Source organism: Longispora albida DSM 44784, assembly GCF_000379825.1.
Lineage (GTDB): Bacteria > Actinomycetota > Actinomycetes > Mycobacteriales > Micromonosporaceae > Longispora > Longispora albida.
In genome coordinates this window covers 1-21,845 of the sequence record NZ_KB903820.1, presented here as the reverse complement: position 1 = coordinate 21,845, position 21,845 = coordinate 1, and the positions used below count along the sequence as shown (strand labels likewise).

The 21,845-nt window shown below is 68.1% G+C and carries 20 protein-coding genes and 2 tRNA genes; 14 read left to right on the top strand and 8 right to left on the bottom strand.

What is annotated here, in order from left to right:
- The first annotated feature begins 113 nt into the window (after positions 1-113).
- From A3G1_RS0112220 to A3G1_RS38465, 7 genes are all read left to right on the top strand, one after another.
- Positions 114-1,913, top strand: a complete 1,800-nt coding sequence (locus A3G1_RS0112220; protein ID WP_211216295.1) for a 1-deoxy-D-xylulose-5-phosphate synthase — start codon at positions 114-116, stop codon at positions 1,911-1,913.
- Complete coding sequence (gene ispG / locus A3G1_RS0112215) at positions 1,910-3,043, top strand: flavodoxin-dependent (E)-4-hydroxy-3-methylbut-2-enyl-diphosphate synthase (protein ID WP_018349757.1); 1,134 nt, start codon at positions 1,910-1,912, stop codon at positions 3,041-3,043. The genes A3G1_RS0112220 and ispG overlap by 4 nt, the downstream gene beginning before the upstream one ends.
- Complete coding sequence (locus tag A3G1_RS0112210) at positions 3,040-4,104, top strand: polyprenyl synthetase family protein (protein WP_018349756.1); 1,065 nt, start codon at positions 3,040-3,042, stop codon at positions 4,102-4,104. Before ispG ends, A3G1_RS0112210 begins: the two co-directional genes overlap by 4 nt.
- An 8-nt stretch (positions 4,105-4,112) precedes the next feature.
- Positions 4,113-5,045 (top strand): 4-hydroxy-3-methylbut-2-enyl diphosphate reductase, encoded by a 933-nt coding sequence (locus A3G1_RS0112205; RefSeq protein WP_211216293.1) that lies wholly within the window; start codon positions 4,113-4,115, stop codon positions 5,043-5,045.
- 21 nt (positions 5,046-5,066) lie between these two features.
- A complete protein-coding gene (locus A3G1_RS0112200; RefSeq protein WP_018349754.1) occupies positions 5,067-6,056 on the top strand; it encodes a family 2 encapsulin nanocompartment cargo protein terpene cyclase in 990 nt (329 codons plus the stop codon).
- A gap of 23 nt (positions 6,057-6,079) precedes the next feature.
- Positions 6,080-6,928 (top strand): geranyl diphosphate 2-C-methyltransferase, encoded by an 849-nt coding sequence (locus A3G1_RS0112195; protein WP_018349753.1) that lies wholly within the window; start codon positions 6,080-6,082, stop codon positions 6,926-6,928.
- A 107-nt stretch (positions 6,929-7,035) separates the two neighbouring features.
- Positions 7,036-7,581: an EF-hand domain-containing protein gene (locus A3G1_RS38465; protein ID WP_018349752.1), complete on the top strand. Its 546-nt coding sequence runs from the start codon at positions 7,036-7,038 to the stop codon at positions 7,579-7,581.
- Between the two features lie 112 nt (positions 7,582-7,693).
- Here A3G1_RS38465 and A3G1_RS0112185 read toward each other — a convergent pair whose 3' ends face one another.
- From A3G1_RS0112185 to A3G1_RS40510, 5 genes are all read right to left on the bottom strand, one after another.
- On the bottom strand, positions 7,694-9,643 hold the full coding sequence (locus A3G1_RS0112185; RefSeq protein ID WP_018349751.1) for an ABC transporter ATP-binding protein: 1,950 nt from the start codon (positions 9,641-9,643) through the stop codon (positions 7,694-7,696).
- Positions 9,640-10,011, bottom strand: a complete 372-nt coding sequence (locus A3G1_RS34510) for a hypothetical protein (protein WP_157641086.1) — start codon at positions 10,009-10,011, stop codon at positions 9,640-9,642. Before A3G1_RS34510 ends, A3G1_RS0112185 begins: the two co-directional genes overlap by 4 nt.
- Before the next feature lie 236 nt (positions 10,012-10,247).
- Positions 10,248-11,345, bottom strand: a complete 1,098-nt coding sequence (locus A3G1_RS0112175) for an epoxide hydrolase family protein (RefSeq protein WP_018349749.1) — start codon at positions 11,343-11,345, stop codon at positions 10,248-10,250.
- Between the two features lie 180 nt (positions 11,346-11,525).
- Positions 11,526-11,598 (bottom strand) — tRNA-Arg (locus A3G1_RS0112170).
- 5 nt (positions 11,599-11,603) lie between these two features.
- Positions 11,604-11,684, bottom strand: a tRNA-Tyr gene (locus A3G1_RS40510).
- 155 nt (positions 11,685-11,839) lie between these two features.
- On the opposite strand from A3G1_RS40510, the gene A3G1_RS0112165 reads away from it, so the two are divergent.
- The 6 genes from A3G1_RS0112165 (at position 11,840) to A3G1_RS0112140 (ending at position 18,726) form a co-directional block, all read left to right on the top strand.
- Positions 11,840-13,126: a recombinase family protein gene (locus A3G1_RS0112165; RefSeq protein WP_083936889.1), complete on the top strand. Its 1,287-nt coding sequence runs from the start codon at positions 11,840-11,842 to the stop codon at positions 13,124-13,126.
- Positions 13,044-15,110, top strand: a complete 2,067-nt coding sequence (gene lanM, locus A3G1_RS0112160) for a type 2 lanthipeptide synthetase LanM (protein WP_083936888.1) — start codon at positions 13,044-13,046, stop codon at positions 15,108-15,110. Before A3G1_RS0112165 ends, lanM begins: the two co-directional genes overlap by 83 nt.
- A complete protein-coding gene (locus A3G1_RS34505; RefSeq protein WP_018349746.1) occupies positions 15,104-17,257 on the top strand; it encodes a peptidase domain-containing ABC transporter in 2,154 nt (717 codons plus the stop codon). Before lanM ends, A3G1_RS34505 begins: the two co-directional genes overlap by 7 nt.
- A 63-nt stretch (positions 17,258-17,320) precedes the next feature.
- Positions 17,321-17,536, top strand: coding sequence for a hypothetical protein (locus tag A3G1_RS40505; RefSeq protein ID WP_157641085.1), 216 nt, complete (start codon positions 17,321-17,323; stop codon positions 17,534-17,536).
- A 148-nt stretch (positions 17,537-17,684) separates the two neighbouring features.
- Positions 17,685-18,044 carry a P-loop NTPase family protein gene (locus A3G1_RS34500; RefSeq protein WP_169437568.1) on the top strand — a complete coding sequence of 120 codons (360 nt, stop codon included), beginning with the start codon at positions 17,685-17,687 and terminating at the stop codon, positions 18,042-18,044.
- A gap of 271 nt (positions 18,045-18,315) precedes the next feature.
- On the top strand, positions 18,316-18,726 hold the full coding sequence (locus A3G1_RS0112140; protein ID WP_018349743.1) for a hypothetical protein: 411 nt from the start codon (positions 18,316-18,318) through the stop codon (positions 18,724-18,726).
- A 295-nt stretch (positions 18,727-19,021) separates the two neighbouring features.
- On the opposite strand, the gene A3G1_RS0112135 is transcribed toward A3G1_RS0112140, so the two are convergent.
- A complete protein-coding gene (locus A3G1_RS0112135) occupies positions 19,022-19,504 on the bottom strand; it encodes a hypothetical protein (protein WP_157641084.1) in 483 nt (160 codons plus the stop codon).
- A gap of 359 nt (positions 19,505-19,863) precedes the next feature.
- Here A3G1_RS0112135 and A3G1_RS0112130 point away from each other — a divergent pair, with 359 nt between their 5' ends.
- Complete coding sequence (locus A3G1_RS0112130) at positions 19,864-21,153, top strand: DUF4434 domain-containing protein (RefSeq protein WP_018349741.1); 1,290 nt, start codon at positions 19,864-19,866, stop codon at positions 21,151-21,153.
- 18 nt (positions 21,154-21,171) lie between these two features.
- On the opposite strand, the gene A3G1_RS40500 is transcribed toward A3G1_RS0112130, so the two are convergent.
- Complete coding sequence (locus A3G1_RS40500) at positions 21,172-21,342, bottom strand: hypothetical protein (RefSeq protein WP_157641082.1); 171 nt, start codon at positions 21,340-21,342, stop codon at positions 21,172-21,174.
- Between the two features lie 270 nt (positions 21,343-21,612).
- A partial coding sequence (locus A3G1_RS0112120) for a transposase family protein (protein ID WP_018349739.1) occupies positions 21,613-21,845 on the bottom strand: 233 nt, incomplete at its 5' end.

Sequence of the window (21,845 nt, the reverse complement as noted above, 5' to 3'; positions counted from 1 at the left end):
CAAGTACCCACGCAGTGAGCAGGTGATGACCCGTGCCCGGATATCGGGGTGCCGCCCTTCAGAACGTCGACGGCGAGGAGGAATCCGCACCCGCCAGGGCCTCGCTCGTACCGCTGGAGGCTCTGACCGGCCCGGCGGCGGTGCGCGAGTTCCCGGCAGGTGACCTGCCGGGGCTGGCGGAGCGCATCCGTGAGTTCCTCGTCGCGAAGGTGTGCCGGACAGGCGGGCACCTGGGCGCGAATCTCGGGGTGGTGGAGCTGACCATCGCCCTGCACCGGGTCTTCGACTCACCTCGGGACGCCCTGGTGTTCGACACCGGCCACCAGAGCTACGTCCACAAGATCCTTACTGGGCGCGCCGGGGAGTTCGCCGGGCTCAGGCAGGCCGGCGGCATCGCCGGCTACCCGTCGCGGGCCGAGTCCGGTCACGACTGGGTGGAGAACTCCCACGCCTCGACGGCGCTGTCCTACGCCGACGGCATCGCCAAGGCCGTCCAGCTCACGACCGGCCCGGACGAGCCGGCCCGGCGGGTCGTCGCCGTCATCGGTGACGGCGCCATGACGGGCGGCCTGGCCTGGGAAGGGCTGAACAACCTCGGCGGAGCCCCTGACCGGCCCGTGATCGTCGTCCTCAACGACAACGGCCGTTCCTACGACCCGACCATCGGCGGCCTGGCCAGGCACCTGAGCGGGCTCCGGTCGGCTGACGGGCACCGGGCGTACTTCGAGGAACTCGGCTTCGCCTACGTCGGCCCGGTCGACGGCCACGACGTCGCGGAGCTGGAGGAAGCGCTGCGCGAGGCAGCCGCGATGTGGCGGCCAGTGGTCGTACACGCTGTCACGGCCAAGGGGCACGGGTACCGGCACGCCGAAGCCGACGACGCCGACAGGATGCACGCCTGCGGGGTCATCGACCCGGTCACCGGCCAGCCGGACGCACCTGGCCGTCCATCGTGGACACACGTCTTCGCCGACGAGATCGCGGAGGTCGGCGCGGACGTGCCCGGCGTGGTGTGCCTGACGGCGGCGATGCTCCAGCCGGTCGGGCTGAAGAAGTTCGCCACCCGGTACCCGGAGCGGGTCTTCGACGTGGGAATCGCCGAGCAGCACGCGGTGTGCTCGGCGGCCGGGCTGGCGATGGGCGGGCTGCACCCTGTGGTCTGCGTGTACGCGACGTTCCTGAACCGGGCCTTCGACCAGGTACTCATGGATGTCGCGCTGCACGGCCTCGGCGTCACCTTCGTGCTCGACCGGGCCGGCGTCACCGGACCCGACGGCCCCTCGCACCACGGGATGTGGGACACGAGCATGCTGGCGATGGTGCCCGGCCTGCGGATGGCGGCCCCGCGTGACCCCGCCCGCCTGCGGGAACTGCTCCGCGAGGCGGTCGGCGAGTCCTCGGCCCCGACCGTGATCCGCTTCCCCAAGGCGACGGCGGGAGCCGACCTCCCGGCGGTGGCCAGGATGGACGGCATCGACATCCTGCACCGTGGCGGCAGGCTGCCGCTGGACGTGCTGCTCGTCGCGACCGGCGTGACCGCCGAGGCGGCTGTCGAGGCCGCGTCCCAGCTCAGTACCGAGGGCATCGGCGTGACCGTGGTCGACCCGCGGTGGATCCTGCCGGTCCACCCGACCGTGGTGCACCTGGCCGACCGGCACCAGCTCGTGGTCACCGCCGAGGACGGCGTGGTGTCCGGCGGTGCCGGCTCCGCGATCGCGCAGGCGTGCATGGCCGCCGGCGTGCGGACGCCGGTACACAACCTCGGGTTGCCCGCCCAGTTCCTGGCGCACGGCGAACGGCCCGACATCCTTCGCCAGTGCGGGCTCGACGCGCACGGCATCGCGACCACGATCAGCCGGCTCGTCCTGGCCAGCCCGGCCGGCGAGATTGTGCCCAGCGGGAGGATCGCATGACAACCGTGGCACTCGGGATGCCGCAGGCCCGGCAGAGCGTGCTCCCGCCGCGCCGGCACACCCGGCAGCTCACCATCGGCTCCGGCCGCAACGCCGTGCTGGTCGGCGGCGGGGCACCGGTTTCGGTGCAGTCCATGACCACGACGCTCACGGCCGATGTGGATGCCACGCTCCAGCAGATCGCCGCGCTGACGGCGGCGGGCTGCCAGCTCGTCCGGGTGGCGGTGCCGTCGCAGGACGACGCGGACGCGCTGTCCCGCATCGCCCGCCAGTCCCAGATCCCGGTGATCGCCGACATCCATTTCCAGCCGAAGTACGTGTTCGCCGCGATCGACGCCGGCTGTGCCGCCGTGCGGGTCAACCCGGGCAACATCAAGAAGTTCGACGACCGGGTCGGCGAGATCGCGCGGGCCGCCGGGGCCGCCGGGGTGCCGATCCGGATCGGGGTGAACGCCGGTTCGCTCGACGCGCGGCTGCTGGCCCGGTACGGCCGCGCGACCCCGGAGGCGCTTGTGGAGTCGGCGCTGTGGGAGTGCTCGCTCTTCGAGGTGCACGGCTTCACCGACCTCAAGATCTCGGTCAAGCACCACGATCCGCAGATCATGGTTTCCGCGTACCGGCTGCTCGCCGCCCGGTGTGACTACCCGCTGCACCTCGGCGTCACCGAGGCCGGGCCGCTGCTCCAGGGCAGCGTCAAGTCGGCCGTCGCGTTCACGCAGCTGCTCAGCGAGGGCATCGGCGACACCATCCGGGTGTCCCTCACCGCCAACCCGGTCGAGGAAGTCAAGGCAGGCCAGCACATCCTCACCTCACTCGGGCTGCGCGCGCCGGGGCTGGAGATCGTCTCGTGCCCCTCGTGCGGCCGGGCACAGGTCGACGTGCTGTCGCTGACCGAGCGGGTGGCCGCGGCCTTCGACGAGTTCCCGTACCCGATCCGCGTCGCCGTCATGGGCTGCGTCGTCAACGGGCCCGGCGAGGCCCGCGAGGCCGACATCGGGGTGGCCTCCGGCAACGGCAAAGGCCAGATCTTCGTCCGGGGCCAGGTCGTGGCGACCGTACCGGAGTCCCAGATCGTCGAACGGCTCATCGAAGAGGCGCTGCGCCTGACAGCCGAGGAGGAGACGTCATGACCCTCACAGGCACCGCTGACCCCGTACAGCTGCGGAGCAGGATCGACGCCGAACTCGCCACCTTCCTCGACCGGGTCACGCCGTTGTGGCCCGGGCAGTCCAGCCGGCTGGTCTCCAGCGAACTCCGCGAGTACGTGCTCGCACCGGGAAAGCGCATCCGGCCGGCCTTCTGCTACTGGGGCTGGCGTGCCGCCGGCCGCGAGGACTGCCAGGCGATCACGACTGCCGCAGCCTCGCTGGAACTGCTGCACGCCTCCCTGATCGCGCACGACGACATCATCGACGGCTCCGACGAACGGCGTGGCCGCCCAGCCCTGCACCGCACCCTCGAATCCATCCACAGGCGGCACGGCTGGCTCGGGAACGCGGCCGGATTCGGGGTCAGCACGGCGATCCTCTGCGGCGCACAGCTCCTGGCGTGGTCCGACGAGATGTACCGGTCCTGCGGGCTGGGCGCTGCGCGGATCGCCGCCGGGTACCCCCATCTGACCTCGATGCGCACGGAGGTCCTGGGCGGGCAGTTTCTGGACCTGCACGAACAGGCCGCCGGCGGGACGCTGGAAGGCGCCATGCGCGTCATCCGCTACAAGACGGCCTCCTACACCGTGCGCGGCCCGCTGCGGATGGGCGCCGCGATGGCCGGGGCCGGCGACAAGGTGGTCGCCGCGCTGGACGCGGTCGGGCTGCCGCTCGGTGAGGCGTTCCAGCTCCGCGATGACGTACTCGGCGTGTTCGGCGACCCGGCGGTGACCGGGAAGCCCAACATCGACGATCTCCGCGAGGGCAAGCCGACAGTGCTGATCGCCCTGACCAGGCTCAACGCCCGGCCACGGCAAGTACCGGAGATCGAGGCCCTGTTCGGTGACCCGCAGCTCACCGAGGCTGGCGCGGCCCGCCTGCGCCAGATCATCACCGAGTCCGGGGCCCGCGACGAGGTCGAGAAGCTCATCGAGGAACGGGCCCAGGCCGCACGCGACGCGCTCGCCGGGGCACCAGCTGACCCCGTGGCCCGTGCGGTCCTGGACGGCCTGATCACCACCACGACCCGCCGCGAGCTGTGAGGAGCATCGTGTCCAAACCGAAGAAGGTGCTGCTCGCGGCGCCCCGAGGGTTCTGCGCGGGGGTGGACCGGGCGATCGGCACCGTCGAGGCGGCGCTCGCCCGGTACGGCCCGCCCGTCTACGTGCGCAAGCAGATCGTCCACAACACCCACGTGGTCGCCGATCTCAGTGCGCGCGGCGCGGTCTTCGTCGAAGAACTCGACGCGGTACCGGAGGGCGCGATCGTCGTCTATTCCGCCCACGGAGTGTCGCCAGCCGTCCGCACCGAGGCCGCCGGTCGAGGGCTGAACACGATCGACGCCACGTGCCCGCTGGTCGCGAAGGTGCACGCGGAGGTGCGCCGGTACACGAAGGAGGGTTTTCAGGTTCTGCTGATCGGCCACGCCGGCCATGAGGAAGTCGAGGGCGTGCTCGGTGAGGCGCCGGACGCCGTGCGGCTCGTGGACGAGCACACCGATCTGGCTTCCCTGCCGATCGGCGGCGACGAGCAGCTCGTGTGGCTCTCGCAGACCACGCTGGCCGTGGACGACGTGGCCGAGACGGCCGCCCGGCTCCGCGCGAGGGCCCCGCACCTGGCCGACCCGCCGAGCGACGACATCTGCTACGCCAGCCAGAACCGGCAGCGCGCCGTCAAGCTCATCGCCCCCGACTGCGACCTCCTGCTCGTGATCGGCTCACCGAACTCGTCGAACTCCGTCCGGCTGGTCGAGGTCGCACAGGCGGCCGGCGCCCGGCAGGCGTACCTGATCGACGCGGCCGCCGACATCGTCCCCGGCTGGCTGGACGGCGTGGACACTGTCGGCGTCTCCTCCGGCGCCTCGGCCCCCGAGGTACTGGTCACCGACGTGCTGGCCTGGCTGGCCAGCCAGGGATTCACCACTGTGGAGCCCGTTTCCTCCGGCGAGGAAGACCTCGTCTTCACCCTGCCACCCATGCACTGACCACACTGGAGAGAGAACAGAGTGCCCGACTACATCGATCGTCCCTGGGGAGACGGCCGGTTCCCGCCGCTGTACTGCCCGCCGACACCCCGCGTCGACGACGCCCTCGCCGAGGAAGTGAACAAGCGCCTCGTGGTCTGGGCCGAGGAGACCGGCATCTACCCCGACCGGATCGACAAGTTCCGCGACACGGGGTTCGGGCGGCTGGCTACCCTCGCCCACCCCGACTCCGACGACCCCGACATGATCCTCATCTCTGCCATGCTCAACGCCGGCTGGTGGGCCAGCGACGACTACTTCGCCGACGAGACCTCGCTGGGCGCCAACCCCGACGAGACACCGGGCCAGCTCGCGCTCGTCATGTCGGCGATGGACCCGCCGCCGCCAGCCGGTGAGCACACCGCGCCGCTGGAACGGGCCATCACGTCCAGCCCGGTGCTCATGGCGCTGCGCTCGGCCACCGAGTACCTGACCGGGCGCGCCAGCCGGGCACAGGTGATGCGCGTCTGCAACATCACGTCGCAGATGTACGTGAGCTGGAACGCGTACGTCGCGTGGCGGCGCTCCGGCCGGCTGCCCAGCGCGTGGCGGTACCTCGGCGCACGCCAGCACGACAGCTTCTACACGTCGATGACGCTGATCGACATCGTGGGCGGGTACGAGCTGCCGCCCGACCTGTTCGCCGACCGGCGGTTCCACCACGCGCTGATGCGGGCAGGCACGGCCTCCGTCATCGTCAACGACCTGCACTCCCTGGCCAGGGAAGCCGCCGACGAGCTGCCCGACAGCAACCTGGCTCTCCTGATCGCCGCCGACCGCGGCTGCCCGCTCGACGACGCCATCGTCGCCTGCGTCGAGCTCCACAACCAGTTCGTCCGCGATTTCGAGGCCAGCTGCCGCGACCTCGCCGACGAGCCGTGCCCGGAACTGCACCGCTTCCTGCGCGGCGCCCGCGACTGGATGGGCGGCGGTTTCGAATGGCACAGCACCAGCCCGCGCTACCAGCAGTGACACCCCCCACTAAGGAGAAACTGATGTCCTCTGCACGCCCCGCGACGAGCCACTACCAGCGCTCCGTCGCCGACTACTGGAACGCCGAGAAGAACCCCGTCAACCTGCGCCTCGGCGACGTGGACGGGCTCTACCACCACCACTACGGGATCGGCGACCCCGACTGGTCGGTGCTCGAGGGACCGGAGGAGGGCCGGGAGGAGCGTGTCATCGCCGAGCTGCACCGGCTCGAGTCGGCCCAGGCGGAGTTCCTCCTGAAGCACCTCGGCCAGATCAGCCCCGAAGACCGGGTCCTCGACGCCGGCTGCGGGCGCGGCGGCTCCAGCATCCTGACGAACCTGGTACACGGCTGCTACGTCGACGGGATCTCGATCTCGGATACGCAGGTTGACTTCGCCAACAAGCAGGCCGCCAAGCGCGGCGTGTCCGACAAGGTGCAGTTCCACCTGAAGAACATGCTCGACACCGGCTTCGAGACGGGCGCCTACCAGGCCATCTGGAACAACGAGAGCACCATGTACGTCGAGCTCGGCCTGCTGTTCGCCGAGCACGCCCGGCAGCTGCGCCGGGGCGGGCGCTACGTCACGATCACCGGCTGCTACAACGACGCGTACGGCCTGCCGTCGCGCGCCGTCAGCCAGATCAACGCGCACTACATCTGCGACATCCACCCGCGCAGCTTCTACTTCCGCGAGATGGCCGCCAACCGGCTGGTCCCGATCGAGGTCGTGGACCTGACGGCCGACACGATCCCGTACTGGGAGATGCGGGCGAAGGTGCCCTCGCTGGTCACCGGGATCGAGGACGCGTTCCTCGAGGCGTACAAGAACGGCAGCTTCCAGTACCTGCTGATCGCCGCCGACCGGGTGTGAGCACGAGCAGCGCCCGGCCGGGTGTCCCGGCCGGGCGCTGCCCATTGGGAGGGGCAGGCCTTCGAATCTGCCCCTCTCGACCACCCAGCTCGGCTAGATTTGCCCCTATGTCTACCGATTTTCAGCGGCAGAAGTACACCCGGCGGTTCCGGCTGCTGGACCTGGACGGCGACGGCTACGTCCAAGAGTCGGACTTCGGGTCCCTCGGCCGCCGGATGATCGCCGCCAGCGGCTCGGCCGAGGACCCGGCGCGCGCCGCCGAGATCAGCGAGGTCTACCGGGATGGCTGGCATCGGCTGTGCGCGGCCACCGGCACCAGCACAGACGACCGCGTCGCCCGGGACGATTTCGTCGCCGCCTGCGTGGCCAGCCTGGACTCCGGCAGCGGCTTCGACTGGGTCATCCTCCCGACCGTGAACGCGGTACTCACAGGCTTCGACCTGGACCGCGACGGCATACTCAGCGCCGACGAGTTCTCGGCCTGGCTACGCGGCAACGGCATCGGGCCCGGCGCCATCACCGAAACCCTGCGCAGGGTCGACCGGGACGGCGACGGCAAGATCACGGCCGAGGACCTGATGACCATGGCCGAGGAGTTCTACCGCTCGAACGACCCCGACGCCCCCGGCAACTGGATCCTCGGCGTTCCGTAGCCCTGGACCCACCGGGCCCGCGCCTTCTCCACCGGAGCCCGCAGAAGCGCCCGTCCTGTCCGGCCGGTGTTCCCTGGCTGGCTCAGTGCCGGACGAGTCTGCGGGCACTGCCTCAGTTCCGCGCAGTCAGGTATCCGGCCGCCTGGAGCTGGAAGAGTTCCGCGTACACGCCGCCCTTGGCCATCAGCTGCTCGTGGTCGCCGTGTTCGATGATCCGCCCGTGGCCGAGCACGATGATCTGGTCGGCGTCGCGGACGTTGGCGAGCCGGTGTGTGATCAGGACGGTGATCCGTTCAGCTGTGCCTTTGCGCAGGTACTGGAAGAGGGCGTGCTCGGCACGGGGGTCGAGGGCCGCTGATGGTTCGTCACAGATGACGACAGGCGCGTCGCGGTGGAATCCACGAGCTGCGGCGAGGCGCTGCCACTGGCCCTGGGAAGGGTCATGGCCGCCTTTGAACGCGGTGTCGAGGAGAGTGGTGTAACCGTCGGGAAGGCCGAGAATCATGTCGTGGGCTTCGGCCGCCCGGGCGGAACTCTCGATGTCAGCCTGGGTCGCTGGGCGCGTTTCGGCACCGATGCGGATGGTTTCGCGGGCGGTGAACGGCCAGCGGGCGAAGTCCTGGCTGACGGTGGCGATGTGCTCCCGCATCGCTTCGGGGGCCATCTGCTGGGTGTCGGCACCGTCCCACAGCATCACGCCTGCGGTCGGTTCGTAGAGCGCGCCGATGATTTTGGCGAGCGTGGACTTGCCGGAGCCGTTCTCTCCGACCAGCGCGAGGGTCTGCCCGCGTGTGATCGTCAGGGTGACGTCTTCCAGGGCCGGTTTGCCAGCACCTTCGTAGGTGAGGGAGATGTTCTCCAGGCGGATCTCGGCAGGTGCCGCGGGGGTGGTCCTGCCGGTGCGTTCCTGGCGGGCGAGGGTGGTCTGCTCAGTGTTCTGGATGTCGCCGACATACAGCCCGGACTCGAAAGTTGTGTTGACGTTGTAGATCAGGTTCCGCAGCGCACTGCCACCGGTCTGCAGCGCGAAGACAGCGGTGACGGCTGCGGCGAGCGGCAATCGCCCTCCGATGAGGAGGACGGCGAGAAGGGCGTAGACGCCCGCTGTGCCGATGCCCGCGAGGCTGCCGCCGATGATGCGGGCAACCGTCTGCTCGCGGGCGACCTGCAGTTCGGTGGCCTCAATCTGGTCGAGGAGTCGCTTGAACCTTCCGAGGAGGTAGCCACGCAGGTTGTAAGCGCGGACCTCGGGGGCGTGGCGGCGGTAGGCGAGCTGGTGGCCGAGCGTCCATGACCAGCGCGCCCGGGCCAGCCACCGGTTCGACGCCTCGTATTCGGCTCGTGCGGCGCGGACGGCGCCCCATCCTTCGGGGAGCGCGGCAAGGATCAGCACCGGGAGCAGCAGCGGGTGAATCGCCAGGAGTGTCACTGCGACAGCGAGGAACCGGGCGGTGTTGGTGATCAGGTCGATGCTGGCGTTGACGAGTTCCTCGACGGCGTGCAGGCCCCGGTTACGGGCACGGTCGAGGGCGTCAGCGTAGGAATCGGTGTCGTACGCCGACAGCTGCACATTGCTCGTCACCGACAGCAGGTGGTGCTCGGCGGCGTTGCGGACCCGGGGCTTGAGCCGGGCCTGGGCGTAGCCAGCCGCCGTGGACAGCGTTCCCCTGGCGACAGCGGCGGCCATCACCAGCAGCAGTGACGGGAGTGCGGCGGTGACTTTGTCTTTGGTGAGGCCGCTGGCGAACAGGTGCGTCAGCACGTTCTGCGTGGCCAGAAGCCCGAACGCGGTGAACAGCCCGGACGCGATCTGCAGGACAACGGTGGCGATGGTGTTCGACCGCGACGCCTTCCACGCCATCCCGAACGCCAGGCGCATCAATTTCGGCAGCCGGGCGAGGACGGTAACGAAGCGGGTGTCGACCATGTCGGCAGTGAACTTGTGCCAGTGGTTGTCGGCCTCGAACTCGATCAGCAGATCGTGCGAATCCTGCTCACCGGCCTCGCTGGTGCTGGCGGGCTCGCTGGGCGGCAGGACCGTGCGCTCGTGTGAGGTGGTCACTGGTGCGCTCCCGTCCCCGCAGCCGGGCCGCCTACTGCAGCGCGCCGGCGGATCGCGGCCATCCACTGCACGATCAGCGCACCCGCCTGCCGCAGCTCCCCGCACAACGCCTCGGGTTCGGTCTCCGCGTACGCCTCGCAGATCTCCTCTTCCACCAGGTGCCGGAACGTGAGCCCGTCCCCGGCCGCCTGGCAGTCCGCCCGGGCCCGATCAGCGCGCGCGGCACGGGCCTCCCCTCCGGTACCGTCGGGCAGCCGCGACTGGTCTCCCCAGATCGCGTGCTGCGCGTAACGCTCCGCCAGGAGATCAGCCAGAACCTCCCTTGTGGTCTCCACATCCAGCCCGCTTGCCTGTCCGGTACCTGTCACGGCGTGATCCCTTCCCCGCTCCGGCCTGATCAGCGAACACCCGTACTAACGAAGTCCGGCGCCCGCCCGCAATGGCATGTGCTCTATCTGCACGCTCACCAGGCTCCGGCCACGAGGATCTGCCGGACGGACCGGCCAATCCGGACAGTCCTTTTTCGCCTACCAGCCAAAGACTGCGAGGACTGCGCCAGCGCAGTCCTCGTCGTGGCGGGTTCGCCGCGCCGGCGGTTGCTGGTTCAGGTCAGCGGGCCGAAGAAGGTGCGGAGTTGCCCTGCCAGATAGTCCGGCTCCTCGTGGGCCATGAAGTGGCCGCCGCTGGCGGGCCGGGTGAAGTGGCTCAGGCCAGGGAACGCGCGGCGGGCCAGGCTTTCCGGGAAGCCTTCCATGAGGGGTTCGTGGCTGAGTGTGATTCCGGTCGGCACAGTGATCGGCGGGCGCGGCCCGGAGTGCGGATGGTCGTAGTAGGCGCGGAACGACGTGCCGATAGTGCCCGTGGCCCAGTAGATGGTGGCAACCGTGAGGAGGTCATCCGCACCCCACCGGCTCGCGAGGTCCCCGCCGCAGTCGCTCCAGTCACGGTACTTGTCCGCGATCCAGGCCAGCAGCCCCGCCGGTGAATCGGCCAGCGCGGCGGCGATGGTGTCCGGACGGGTTCGCATGATCTCGCTGTAACCGCCGTCCTGGGCGTCATAAGCCCCCTGGGCGTCCAGATAGGCCAGTCCGGCCGCATCCAGCACCGCAGGGTCGACGCCAGAGGTGAGGCTGCCGGAAGTCATGTGGATGCCGGCCACGCTCGCCGGATACAGGGCACCGAGCCACTGCGTGACGCTGCCGCCGATGTCCCCGCCGAACGCGCCGTAACGCTCATACCCGAGAGTCGTCGTCATCAGATGCTGCCACGTCCCGGCGACCGCGCGCCCGGTGAAAGGCCCGCGCGGCGCCTCAGAAAACGCGAAACCCGGCAGCGACGGCACGACCACGTCGAAGTCAGCCACCAGCCGGCCCGCCAAGGCCAGCATCTCGGCGAAACAGCTCGGCCAGCCATGCGTGAGGACCAGCGGAAGCGCACCAGGCCGCGGTGACCTCAGGTGCACGAAGTGGACCCGCTGGCCCTCGATCTCCGCCACATACTGCGGATACTCGTTCAGCCTCGCTTCCACCCCGCGCCAGTCGAAGCCACCAGCCCAGTACTCCACCAGCGCACGCAGGTCCGACGGGTCAGCCCCGGCCTTCCACCGTGTGCTGTCCGTGGCAGTGGTGAACCGGGAACGCGACAGGCGCTCCCGCAGGTCAGCGAGCACCTGCTCGGGTACGTCGATCCGGAAGGGGCGCATGCTCCAGCAATCGTCCGGCGGGTCAGAGTCCCCACGACGGTAACCGGCCATCGGCACCGCGCAAAGCCGGGCGAGGCAACAACCCTGCACTCAGCGGGACCGACCCGCAGTAACAGCGCCCATGTTCTCCCATATCAAGAAACTCACAGCGAACGGCATTCGAAGCCTGCCCGAAGGCGGTGCCCAAGGCCCGATTCGAACGGGCGGCCTGACGCCTCGGAAGCGCCTGCTCTCTCCGCTGAGCTACAAGGGCGTGCGTGCGAGCGACAGGATTCGAACCTGCTCAGCAATGCACCTGGGTTACAGCCAGGCCCGGCGCTCCATCGTCGGCGCGCTCGCATGGGGTGTCCACGGGGAATCGAACCGGCCATCAGGCGCCAGTGGAAAGCCCCTGCCCGGGAATCGAACCCGGACCATCTCCATTGAGCCAGTCGCTTAGCGGCAGCGATCGACAGCAGCCGCCATGATTGATCTCTGAGGACGGAGGAGCAACGATGACGAACCCGGCCCGCATCGACCTTGCGCGAGGGCTTCGTGAACTCGCAGACCGCCTTGTCAGCAGCCAGCCGCCATGCGGCAGCGGGCAGCCTGTTGCGTTCCTGTATGCCCGTGCATCTAAAGATGATCGCGTGCAGGGGTACGGCCGTAGCGTTGAGAGCCAGATCGAGGATCAGTTCGCCGATGCTGCCCGGAGGGGCTGGTACGTCCGGGCGATCTTCATGGACAACAACCTCTCCGCGAGCCCGTACGCAACGAAGGAGCGTCCGGAGTTTGAGGCGATGGTCGGGCGGATACGGCGGGGTGAGTGCGACATCGTCGCCTACTGGGAAGCCTCACGCTCGACCCGGGATCTGGCGCTGTACGCGGAGCTGCGTAAGACCTCGCGGGAGCTGGGGGTGCGCTGGTTTTACAACGGCACGCTGTTCGATCTCGACAACTACGACGACCGTTTCCGCACCGCGCTGGACATCGTGCTCGCCGAGCGTGAGGTGGACCTGCTGAGCGCCCGGGTACGTAAGGGGATCACGAAGGCGGCCCGGGCGGGCCTGCCGCACGGCGGCCCGGCGCCGTATGGGTATGTGCGGCTCTATGATCCGCATACTCGGGAGTTCGTTGCCCAGCAGCCGGATCTTGAGCCTCGCTGGGCAGTGAGCGCGGATGGACAGCGGTTCACCTATTCGAAGGCGATGGTTGCCGCGTATGTGATCAAGCGGATCGCTGGGGGCGATTCGTGTCACCGGCTGATGCGGGCACTCAACCATGCCGGGGTTCTGGGGTTCCGGGATGGGCTATGGACTGCCCGGCATATCCGCCTGCTGGCGTTGAACCCCACGTATGCAGGCTGGCGGGTGCTGAGGGGGCAGAAAGCGCGGCGGGGCGTGTGGCCGGCGCTGGTGTCCGACGGGCTGCATGAAGCCGCGGTCCGCAGGCTCAAGGATCCCCGGCGCCGGACATCGCGTGACTGCAGGGCTAAGTACCTGCTGTCGTATCTCGCTGTGTGCGTTTGCGGAGCCCCGCTGGGAATTGGCAGGGGTGGCCGGAAGGCGTCTGACGGTGGCGCGGGCGGCTATATGCAGTACAACTGTAAAGCTGGCAGGTGCACGTCGATCAGGGTGGAGCGGCTGGATGCCTATGTGGAGGCTGTGCTGATCGAGCGGCTGAGTGATCCTGCCGCCCTTGACTGGCTGGTCCGGCCCGATGATCATGAAGCGTTTCGTGCTGGCGAGGAGGCTGCTGAGGTGCGTGCCCAGCTTCAGCAGTGGAATAGCGGCGGGGCCTGAGCCGATGTTCATCGACTTGGAAACACTCGTGCAGCGCATCCCGCCTGAAGCCAGCCCGCGCACCTTGCACGAGGTGTTCTTCGACCGGGTGTCAGCGAGTGTGCTGAACACGATGCTGATGCCAGCTAAGACAGCCCTCGCGGTGTTCGACGTGGACATCTCCGGCCTGGGTAACCGCACATCCCAGTCCTCGGAGAAATGGCCTAACTATCAGCTCGTCGGGGCCGGCACCGACGAGCTGCGCTTCGAGAAGAAAAGTGCGGCCATCCCGGCGGGTGCGAACCTGGCCACCCTGCGGGGAACGGCGGTCGATCCGGTCAGGTACGGCGACGATATCCGTGCGGGTTTCCGGGCGGGGGTGTCGGCGCTGCGCCATCGCAAGCGGGAGGTCATGGGCCTGATCCACGACGAGTATTGGGCCGGCCTGCCAGTCCGCCAGGTCCTGCGTCCCACCGCGGTGTACGGCAGGTTCCTCGAGGCAGCGACCCACCCGGCCTACCTTTCCGATCCTCAGGCCCGCGCGACACTGTTCGGCAAGCTCGGCTACTGGGCCGGGCTGTCAGAGGAGAACGCCAGCTGGGTCCACGGGCATGAGGTGGCTGCGATGATCGCAGGCGACGTGCCGTACTTCACCTCGGACTTCGGCGGGAGCGGGCTCACCGCAAACCAGGCAGCCGAACTACCTGCTGTCTACCCCGCGGCACTCCGTCAACAGGCCGGCTCGAGGATGGCCCGGGTCATCGGCGCACCGACTGCCGAAAACGAATACCTGATCGGCATGTCGCTGCTGACCACTGTCACCGACAGCTGGGCTGCAGCGGATCGCGACACACGGTCGTCGTGCCTCGCGGAGCTTCTGGAACCCTCAGACGCGATCGCCGCCGCCCGCAGAATCGGGGACTTCCTGTACGACAGTGCATTGTGGAACGCCGAGCGGACCGAATGCGGCTGGATCACACCCCTGCTCGCCGATGCGGACAACCTCGTCCTGGATCTGCCCAACTTCACGGTGTACGAGGGCGGCGGCATGCTGCTGTTCCTCGCCGAGCTGGCCGCAGTGACCGGGGAGGCGAAATACGCCAAGCTTGCCCGGGCCGGCATCCCCGACCCAGCCCGCTGGCCCGCCCTTGATCCAGCCAAGGCGGACGTGTCGGTCTTCTCCGGAGCTGGTTCACCGATCTATCTGCTGTCGCGGCTGGGCCGTCTGCCCGGTTCCGGAAAACTTCTCGCCGCTCGGGATGAATACCTGTCCAGGCTCGGCGAGATCGACTTCGCCACGGCCGAGGTCACTGATTATGTCGGCGGGCTCGCAGGGCTGACCGTGCTGCTGGCCAACCTGACCATAGACGATCCTGATGGACCGGCCAGCCCGCTGCTGAGCAAGGTGGCCAGCGTGCTCCTGGAGCGAGCCGGCGAGCTGCCTGCTGTGCACCTCGCCCATGGCCAACTCGGACCTTTGCTCGCGCTCAGCCGGGCCGGCGCCGCGCTGGGCGACAGCGGACTGCTGGGCCAGGCCGAGGACCAGCTGCACCGGCTGCTCGTTGCAGGGCAGCTGTTCGCCGCCGATCAGAACTGGTGCTGGGGCTCGACCGGTGCCATCCAGGCCACCGCCCGCATCCTGTCCGACCTCGGTGCCAGCACGGAGGACGCGCGTACGCTGCTGCACGCCCCCATCGAGGCTGCGCTGAGCGCTCCTCTGCGCGCCGACGGCGATCTCAGCTTGTGCCACGGCGAAGCCGGTGACGCAAGGGCCCTCGCAGACGCCTGCCGGCTGATCGGCGACGAGGACGGGGCACATCGGGCGCACGAGAGGCTTATGCGCACCCTGCGGGACGTGCGGGTGCACGGGTACCGCGGCGGGCTCGCACACAGCGCCGGCCTGACCACCTTCATGCTCGGGCTGACCGGGGTCGGCCACGCGCTCCTCGCACCAGCAGGCACGCCGTCGGCGCTCCTGCTGTCCCTGCAGGGCGAGCCGTGCTGACCCGCCGCCGGGTGCCGCAATTCCTCCAGCTCACCCAGACGGAATGCGGGCTGTCGTGCACCCAGATGCTGCTGGCGTACCACGGTGTGAAAGAGACCAGCTTCGCGTTGCGAGACAAGCTCGATGTCGGCCGTGACGGCGCCAGCCTCGACGCCATCGCCGGGGTGTTCCGTGAGCGAGGATTCCAGACCCGTCTCTACCGGGCCAATCTCGCCGGGCTCCGCCGCCTCGGGCGTCCCTTCATCGCCTTCTGGGAGAACTACCACTACGTGGTGGTGGAGAAGATCACTAACCGGGAGGTGCTGCTCAACGACCCTGCGGTCGGGCGCCGCAAGCTCGCCCCGGAGGAGTTCACCCGTTCGTTCTCCCGAATCGCGCTAGACATCGAACCCACTGCCGACATCGACAGGTCCACCGCGCCGCGCCGCAGTCCGTGGCGGTACTTCCTGGCACCGCTGGCCCGCTCCAAGCCGTGGATCGCGGCCATCGTACTGGTCTCCCTTCTGCTGTACCTGGTGACCATCGGAACCCCGATCCTCACCGCCCGCGCCCTCGACAGCCAGCTGCGCCCCGGAGCCACAGGTATCGGATTCCTGTTCTTCCTCGCGCTGGCAGGCGGGGCGCTGGTCTACTACGTGCTGAATCTCGCCCGGGTGCAAGTCGTCACCCACCTCACGGTCCGCGTGGGCCGCGAGCTCATGGGCAGCACTTTCCAGCATCTCCTGCGCCTGCCCTACCGTTACTTCAGCCTCCGGCCACCCGGCGAGCTGATCTACCGGCTGAGCAGTGTCAACGCGATCCGGGATTTGCTGTCCAGCCAGCTCGTCGGCGGGATTCTCGACATCGGGATGCTGCTGTGCCTTGCCGTGTACATGGCTGTCACCTCCCCGCAGCTGTCGGTCCTGGTGCTGGTGTTGTTCCTTGCGATCTGCGGCGTGCTCCTGGCCCACCGGCGGGCGGTCGCCGAGGCTATCCACAACGAGCTCACCGAGCTCAGCAAATCGCAGTCAATGCAGCTTGAGGCGATCGTGTCCATCGCAGCCCTGAAGCTGTCGGGTACCGAAGACCATTTCTTCCAGCGCTGGCAGCGCACCTTCGACCGGAGCCTGTCGCGGTTGTCCCGGCGCAGCCTGCTCCAGGGCCGCATCAGCGCGATCGTGACAGTGATCCAGACAGCAGGCCCAGTCCTGATCCTGTTCTACGGCCTGTACCTGGTCCGATCCGGATCAACGTCGATCGGCACCGTTGTGGCGTTCCAGGGCGTGGCCGCGACGTTCTTCGGGCTCGCGTCGTCCATCTTCGGCTCCTACACCCAGTTCCTTCTGGCCGAGTCCTACCTGGAACGCCTCGACGACATCGTCCAGGCCGAACCGCTACCAGAACGCGAAGACGGCGTCCGCGCCCCCCTCGCGGGCGCCGTCACAGTCCGCTCCCTGAGCTTCTCGTACACGAAAGACAGCCCCGACGTGCTCAGCAACATCAGCTTCGACGTGACACCAGGGCAGAAAATTGCCGTCGTCGGCACCTCAGGCTGCGGGAAGAGCACACTCGGCAAGATCCTCACCGGCTTGTACGAGCCTACGTCCGGCTCGCTGCTCCTGGACGGCGTCCCGCTGCAGGCCTACCATCGCTCGTCTCTCTACGACCAGATCGGATACGTACCGCAGGAGATCGCCCTGGAAAACAGGAGCGTGCTCGACAACATCAAAATGGACCGGGACGCCACGGACGACGACGTCGCCGCAGCAGCCCAGGCAGCCCAGATCCACGACGAGATCACGCGCATGCCCATGGGCTACCAGACACTCGTGTCAGAACTCGGGGCCAACTTCTCCGGCGGCCAGCGCCAGCGGCTCGCACTCGCACGCGCCATCCTCAAGAAACCACGGATCCTGGTACTGGACGAAGCGACCAGTTCCCTTGACCTCATGAACGAAACCCTGATCTCCGAATACCTCAGCCGCCAATCCTGCACCCGGATCGTCATCGCCCACCGGCTCACCACCGTCCTCGACGCAGACCAGATCCTCGTACTGGACGCCGGCCACATCGCCGAACGCGGCACACACCGCGAACTCATGGAAGCAGAAGGCCACTACCGGACGCTGTTCGACTCCCAGATCTTCTCCAGCAGCCCGAGCTACTGATCGGCCAGCCCAGGAAACACCGGATGACTTTCAGCGAATTTCAACGTCCACCGAGCAGGAGGCATGACAATGGAACGCATGAGCGGACGGTCGGGCAGGTCCGGATCGGTACAAGGCCTTGTCGTCGGGCTGGCAATGCTGACGGTGGCGCTGGGCGCGGTCAGCGTGCAGCTGACCGGGTCAACGCGGAACATCGCCGCATCGATCATTACCGCCGCCATCGTGGTGTGCGTGATCCTGCTAGGCGTGAGAATCTTCTCCCGCCGAGCCGGCGAATGAAGCCAGGAACGCCTGCTCGCTGTTCTGCTCCGTAGCGCTGCTGACGTAGGCGATCAGGCACTGACAGGCGTCCGATGACCGTCAACGGCACCGCCTGACAGTGAAGCCGAGCATGGTGCCTGTTATCTGGTCCGAGGGGGGCTGGTCTGTGCGAGCATGCCGTCTGCACATCACAGGCGCCAGCGGCACCGGCACCACATGCCTGGGACAAGCCATCGCCGACCAGTGGTCGGTACCCCACGCGGATGCCGACTTCTGGGAACCCAGTACACCGCCCTACACCACGAAACACCCCGAGGCCGAGCGGATCTCCCTGATGCGGCAGATCTTCCTTCCCCGCCCCAGCTGGGTACTCTCCGGGGCCGTCATGGGCTGGGGCGATGAGTTGCGCCCCTACTTCGACGCCCTGGCCTACCAGGCCCTCCCCCTGGCCCGAGCCACCCAGATCCACGGCCTTGCCGAGGGCATCGAGACCCGGCTGCGCGCGGCCAAAGCTGCCGGTGGGTAAGACAAACGAACCACCCGCCCAGCCGCCACGCGACGCGCAGCGTCCGGAACTGGCCCGTCGATGTACACGCCCGCCCAGAACCCGACCGCCGGTACGACGCGCACCTCGTCGAGCCCGTGCGCCGCGGCGAGTGCAGCCAGGTCGGCGGTGTCGCGGTCGTCGACGGAGGTGGTGGTGTCGCCGGGCAGAATCAGCATCCTGCGCCCGGCTGCCTCCGCATACCCATGACGAGTGGGCCCACCGGTCGGTGCTGCCTGAGGAGTCCCGGCCCTTGCTCGCCGGCCGCGGCTGGGGGCCGGAGCACACCTGGGTCCTTGACCTGCAGACCAGCGAGGGCGCGCTGTTCCTTCTCGGGGGCCTGGCCGCAGCGGACCTGAACAAGACCCGGATCTGGGTGTGCCCGCTGTTCGAGCCGATGCTCACCTGGCTCTACGCCCAATACCGCTTGCACCCCGACACCTGGTGGGAGCGGCTGCCCGCCCGCATCGACCTCGACGGCGTCCCTCTGCAACTACGCGGCTACCGCCGGCCAGGCCCGCACGAACGCCCCGGCGTAGCCGCCCTGCACGGCGCGGGCACGTCGCCGCAGGTCACAGCCAGCATCGTCGGCGCCGTGAGGTGGAGGGTGAGCGTGTGCTTCGATGACGGGACCATCCGCCCGGCCGAGGCCGCGACCCCGTAGCACCCCTCGGTAAATCGGCGATTGACCATCCGGCGACGCCGCGGCTGAAAGCATCCAACACGGCCGCGCAGTAGACCCAACCCTCCTTCGTGCGGTGCTGGGTGATGTCGCGGGCCCAGAGCCGGTCTGGGCGGTCGGCCATTGAACTGGCGGTTCACCAGGTCCGGGTTGGGTGTCGCAGCGGGATTCCTGACCGTGCAGCCGTATCTTCGGCGGCGGAAGATTCCCTGCAGGCAGGCAGCCCGGGGCAAGCTCAGGCGAGGTTCGCTGTTTCGGCGGGTGACTGTCGCGAGTTTCATCCTTTCAGCGATCCGTGGTCGAGGATTCCGTCGTTCTCGCGGGCGAGATGGAGATAGCGATTCAGCGCGGTCCCATAGGTGTCGACCTTGCTCGGGTCTTCGATGATGGTCTGGGTGAGACCTCTGCAGCGGAGAACGCGGCCAGAGACGAGCTGAACGCGCAGTCCTTCCTGGACGCCGGTTTGACCAGAAGGCCCGAAGGTCTCAATGTCGCCCCAAGGTATGCGAGGGGAACTCAGATAGTTGCGGATGATGATCCCCCGGGGATACACGCCCACTCCCAGTCGCGCCACTCTGAGCAGCAAGTACAGGGACGGAAGGATGATGGCCACCCCGAACCCGAGGCCGGCACGGTCCAGGGGGCTGAGGTTCTCCCGGATGATCAATCCGCCGAGGGCAAGGCAGAGCACGGCGAACAGCGATACGGCGATCATGGTTTTCTTCCGGTAGAGAAACCTGATTCTGGTTCCCATCTGCACGGTCTCCCATAATAGTGAGCCTTTGCCTGGCCGGCGGTCATGGTTGTGCAGGACGCGAAACCCTGTCCCTTGAGTACCCACCCGGCACCCTTGCCGATGTCCTGGGTGACTATTTTCCCGATGAACGCGCCGCCGATGCCGAATCCGGCTCCGAACCCGATGACATCGGCGAAAGCGTCCGCGCGGTCTTGAGCTGGGGGATATCGTGGCCGGATGCGGTCTGCGTCAGGTCGCATCGCCCGGACCGCGCGCCCGGGGCCTCAGGCGGTCAGCCGGGGCTGGAATCGGAGGACTCGGCAATGACCCGTGCACGTACAGTGATGTCGTTTTTGCTCGGATTTTCACTAATAGGCGCTGCTGTGCCGACGGCGGCGGGTGCCGCGCCGGCGGCCGCGACGGTCAGGGTCGGCTCGACGATCGTGGACGTCGCCGCGGCCGCCAGCTGGAAGCCCGAGACGTGGGAGTCGGAGTTCCGCTACCTCCAGGAGGCCGGGCTCACCGAACTCGTCTTGTCCTCGGCGCTGACGAAGAACGACGCGACCGGCACCACCACCGCCTACTACCCGGCAGGGATCGCTAACGTCACCCGCGCCACCGGGCCAGACGGCACGCCTGTCGATGTCGTCGCTCTCACGCTGCGCCAGGCCCGCAAGTACGGGATGAAGGTCTGGCTGGGCACCTACACCGACGGCAAGAGCTGGTTCACCTACGACGACAAGACCGGTGCCTCCCGGGCCAAAGCCAACCAGGCGATCACCCAGACGGTGATGGGCGAACTCGACAGGAAGTACGGCTCCTACAAGGACGTGGTCCGAGGCTGGTACCTGTCGTCGGAGATCTCCTCGCACTGGGCGTGGTTCTGGACGGCGAGGGCTGCGCTCACCCAGTACTACAAGGACCTCACCGGCACGGCCCGGACGCTGACACTGACGCAGCGGACGATGATCGCGCCGTTCTACAACGTCCACGCCCTCCCCAGCCCGGACCTGTGGCGAGACCTGTGGGTCCCCGCGCTGACCGCAGCGACGGTCGACGTGGTCGCCCTGCAGGACGGCACCGGCGACGTGATCGACGAGAAGGGCAAACCGATCCTGCTCACGCCCGCGGAGGAACGCCGGCACCTGGAGACGAAATACCAGGCGACCCGGGCCGCGATCGACAAGGCGAACGCCAGCCGAGGCGTGACGGGCAAGCCCGACGCCACCGTCCTCTGGGCTGACCTGGAGTTCTACAACTCCACCGGCTGGCCCAAGCCCATCGGCGACATCGCCTCGGTGGTCGAAACCATCCGCAACGACGTCACCGGCTACACCTCCTGGAGCTTCACCCACCAGACCAGCCCGAACAGCACGAACAAGGGGATCTACCACCGGCCGTTCGTCACGTGGAACACCACCGGCACCCTGCCCGCGGCCCCCGTGCAGACCCCGCCCGGGCTGACCACCACCAGCACCGGAGTGTCCTGGCAGCCGTCACAACCAGCCCCAGGCAACGCCCTGTCCCACTACCGGATCTCCACCTCCGGCAACGTCCTCCTCGACCTCGTCTACGACAAGCTCACCTTCGACACGAACCAGCCCTGCGTCAAGATCGAAGCCGTCGACACCATCGGCAACCGATCCGGCACCGCCACGAACTGCACTAGCTAGGCTGGCCGCGAACAGGTCCTACCGTCTCCCGCTCACCTCCGAGAGCCTGATGAACGTCACCATCCGGCGGGCCTGGCCGCCGAGCTCGACCCAGACGAAGGACGGACGGCCGACGACGACAGCCATGAACACCCGGGTGGCACGAACGGCGTGCGGCCCCTCGCCAGAAAATCCGGCGAGGGGCCGCACGCTGCTAGCCCAGGCGGCCGGCTTGCCAGCGATCGACCTGGCAAGCCGGCGAACGGAGGATCATGAAGAATCAGGTCTGGCGGTCATGGGGATGGAACATGATCACCGCTTCGCCACCCCTAGTCTTTGCTTTGATCGGAGTGCTGGGAATCTCCATGGGCAGCGGGTGGCCGGAGCGCATATTCATGCTGGCTATTCTTGCGGTTTCCGCGCTAAAAGATGTTTCATAACTCCGGGATGTCTTGCGCTGCAAGGCGTCCCGGATGTGTTTCAGGTGGTGGCTGCGAGGTTGTGCATGTGTGCGATGGCGCGTATCGCGTGCCAGAGGCCGTCGTGTTTGAGGCGGCAGTCGCGGAGGATTTTCCAGTCTTTGAGGCGGCCGATGACGTGCTCGATGCGTGCTCTGACCTTGCGGTGGGCGGTGTTGTCGGACTCTTGGGCGGGCAGCAGGGCGCGGCCTGCGCGGCGGCGGTGCGGGATGATCGCGCCGGTGCCGTGATAGG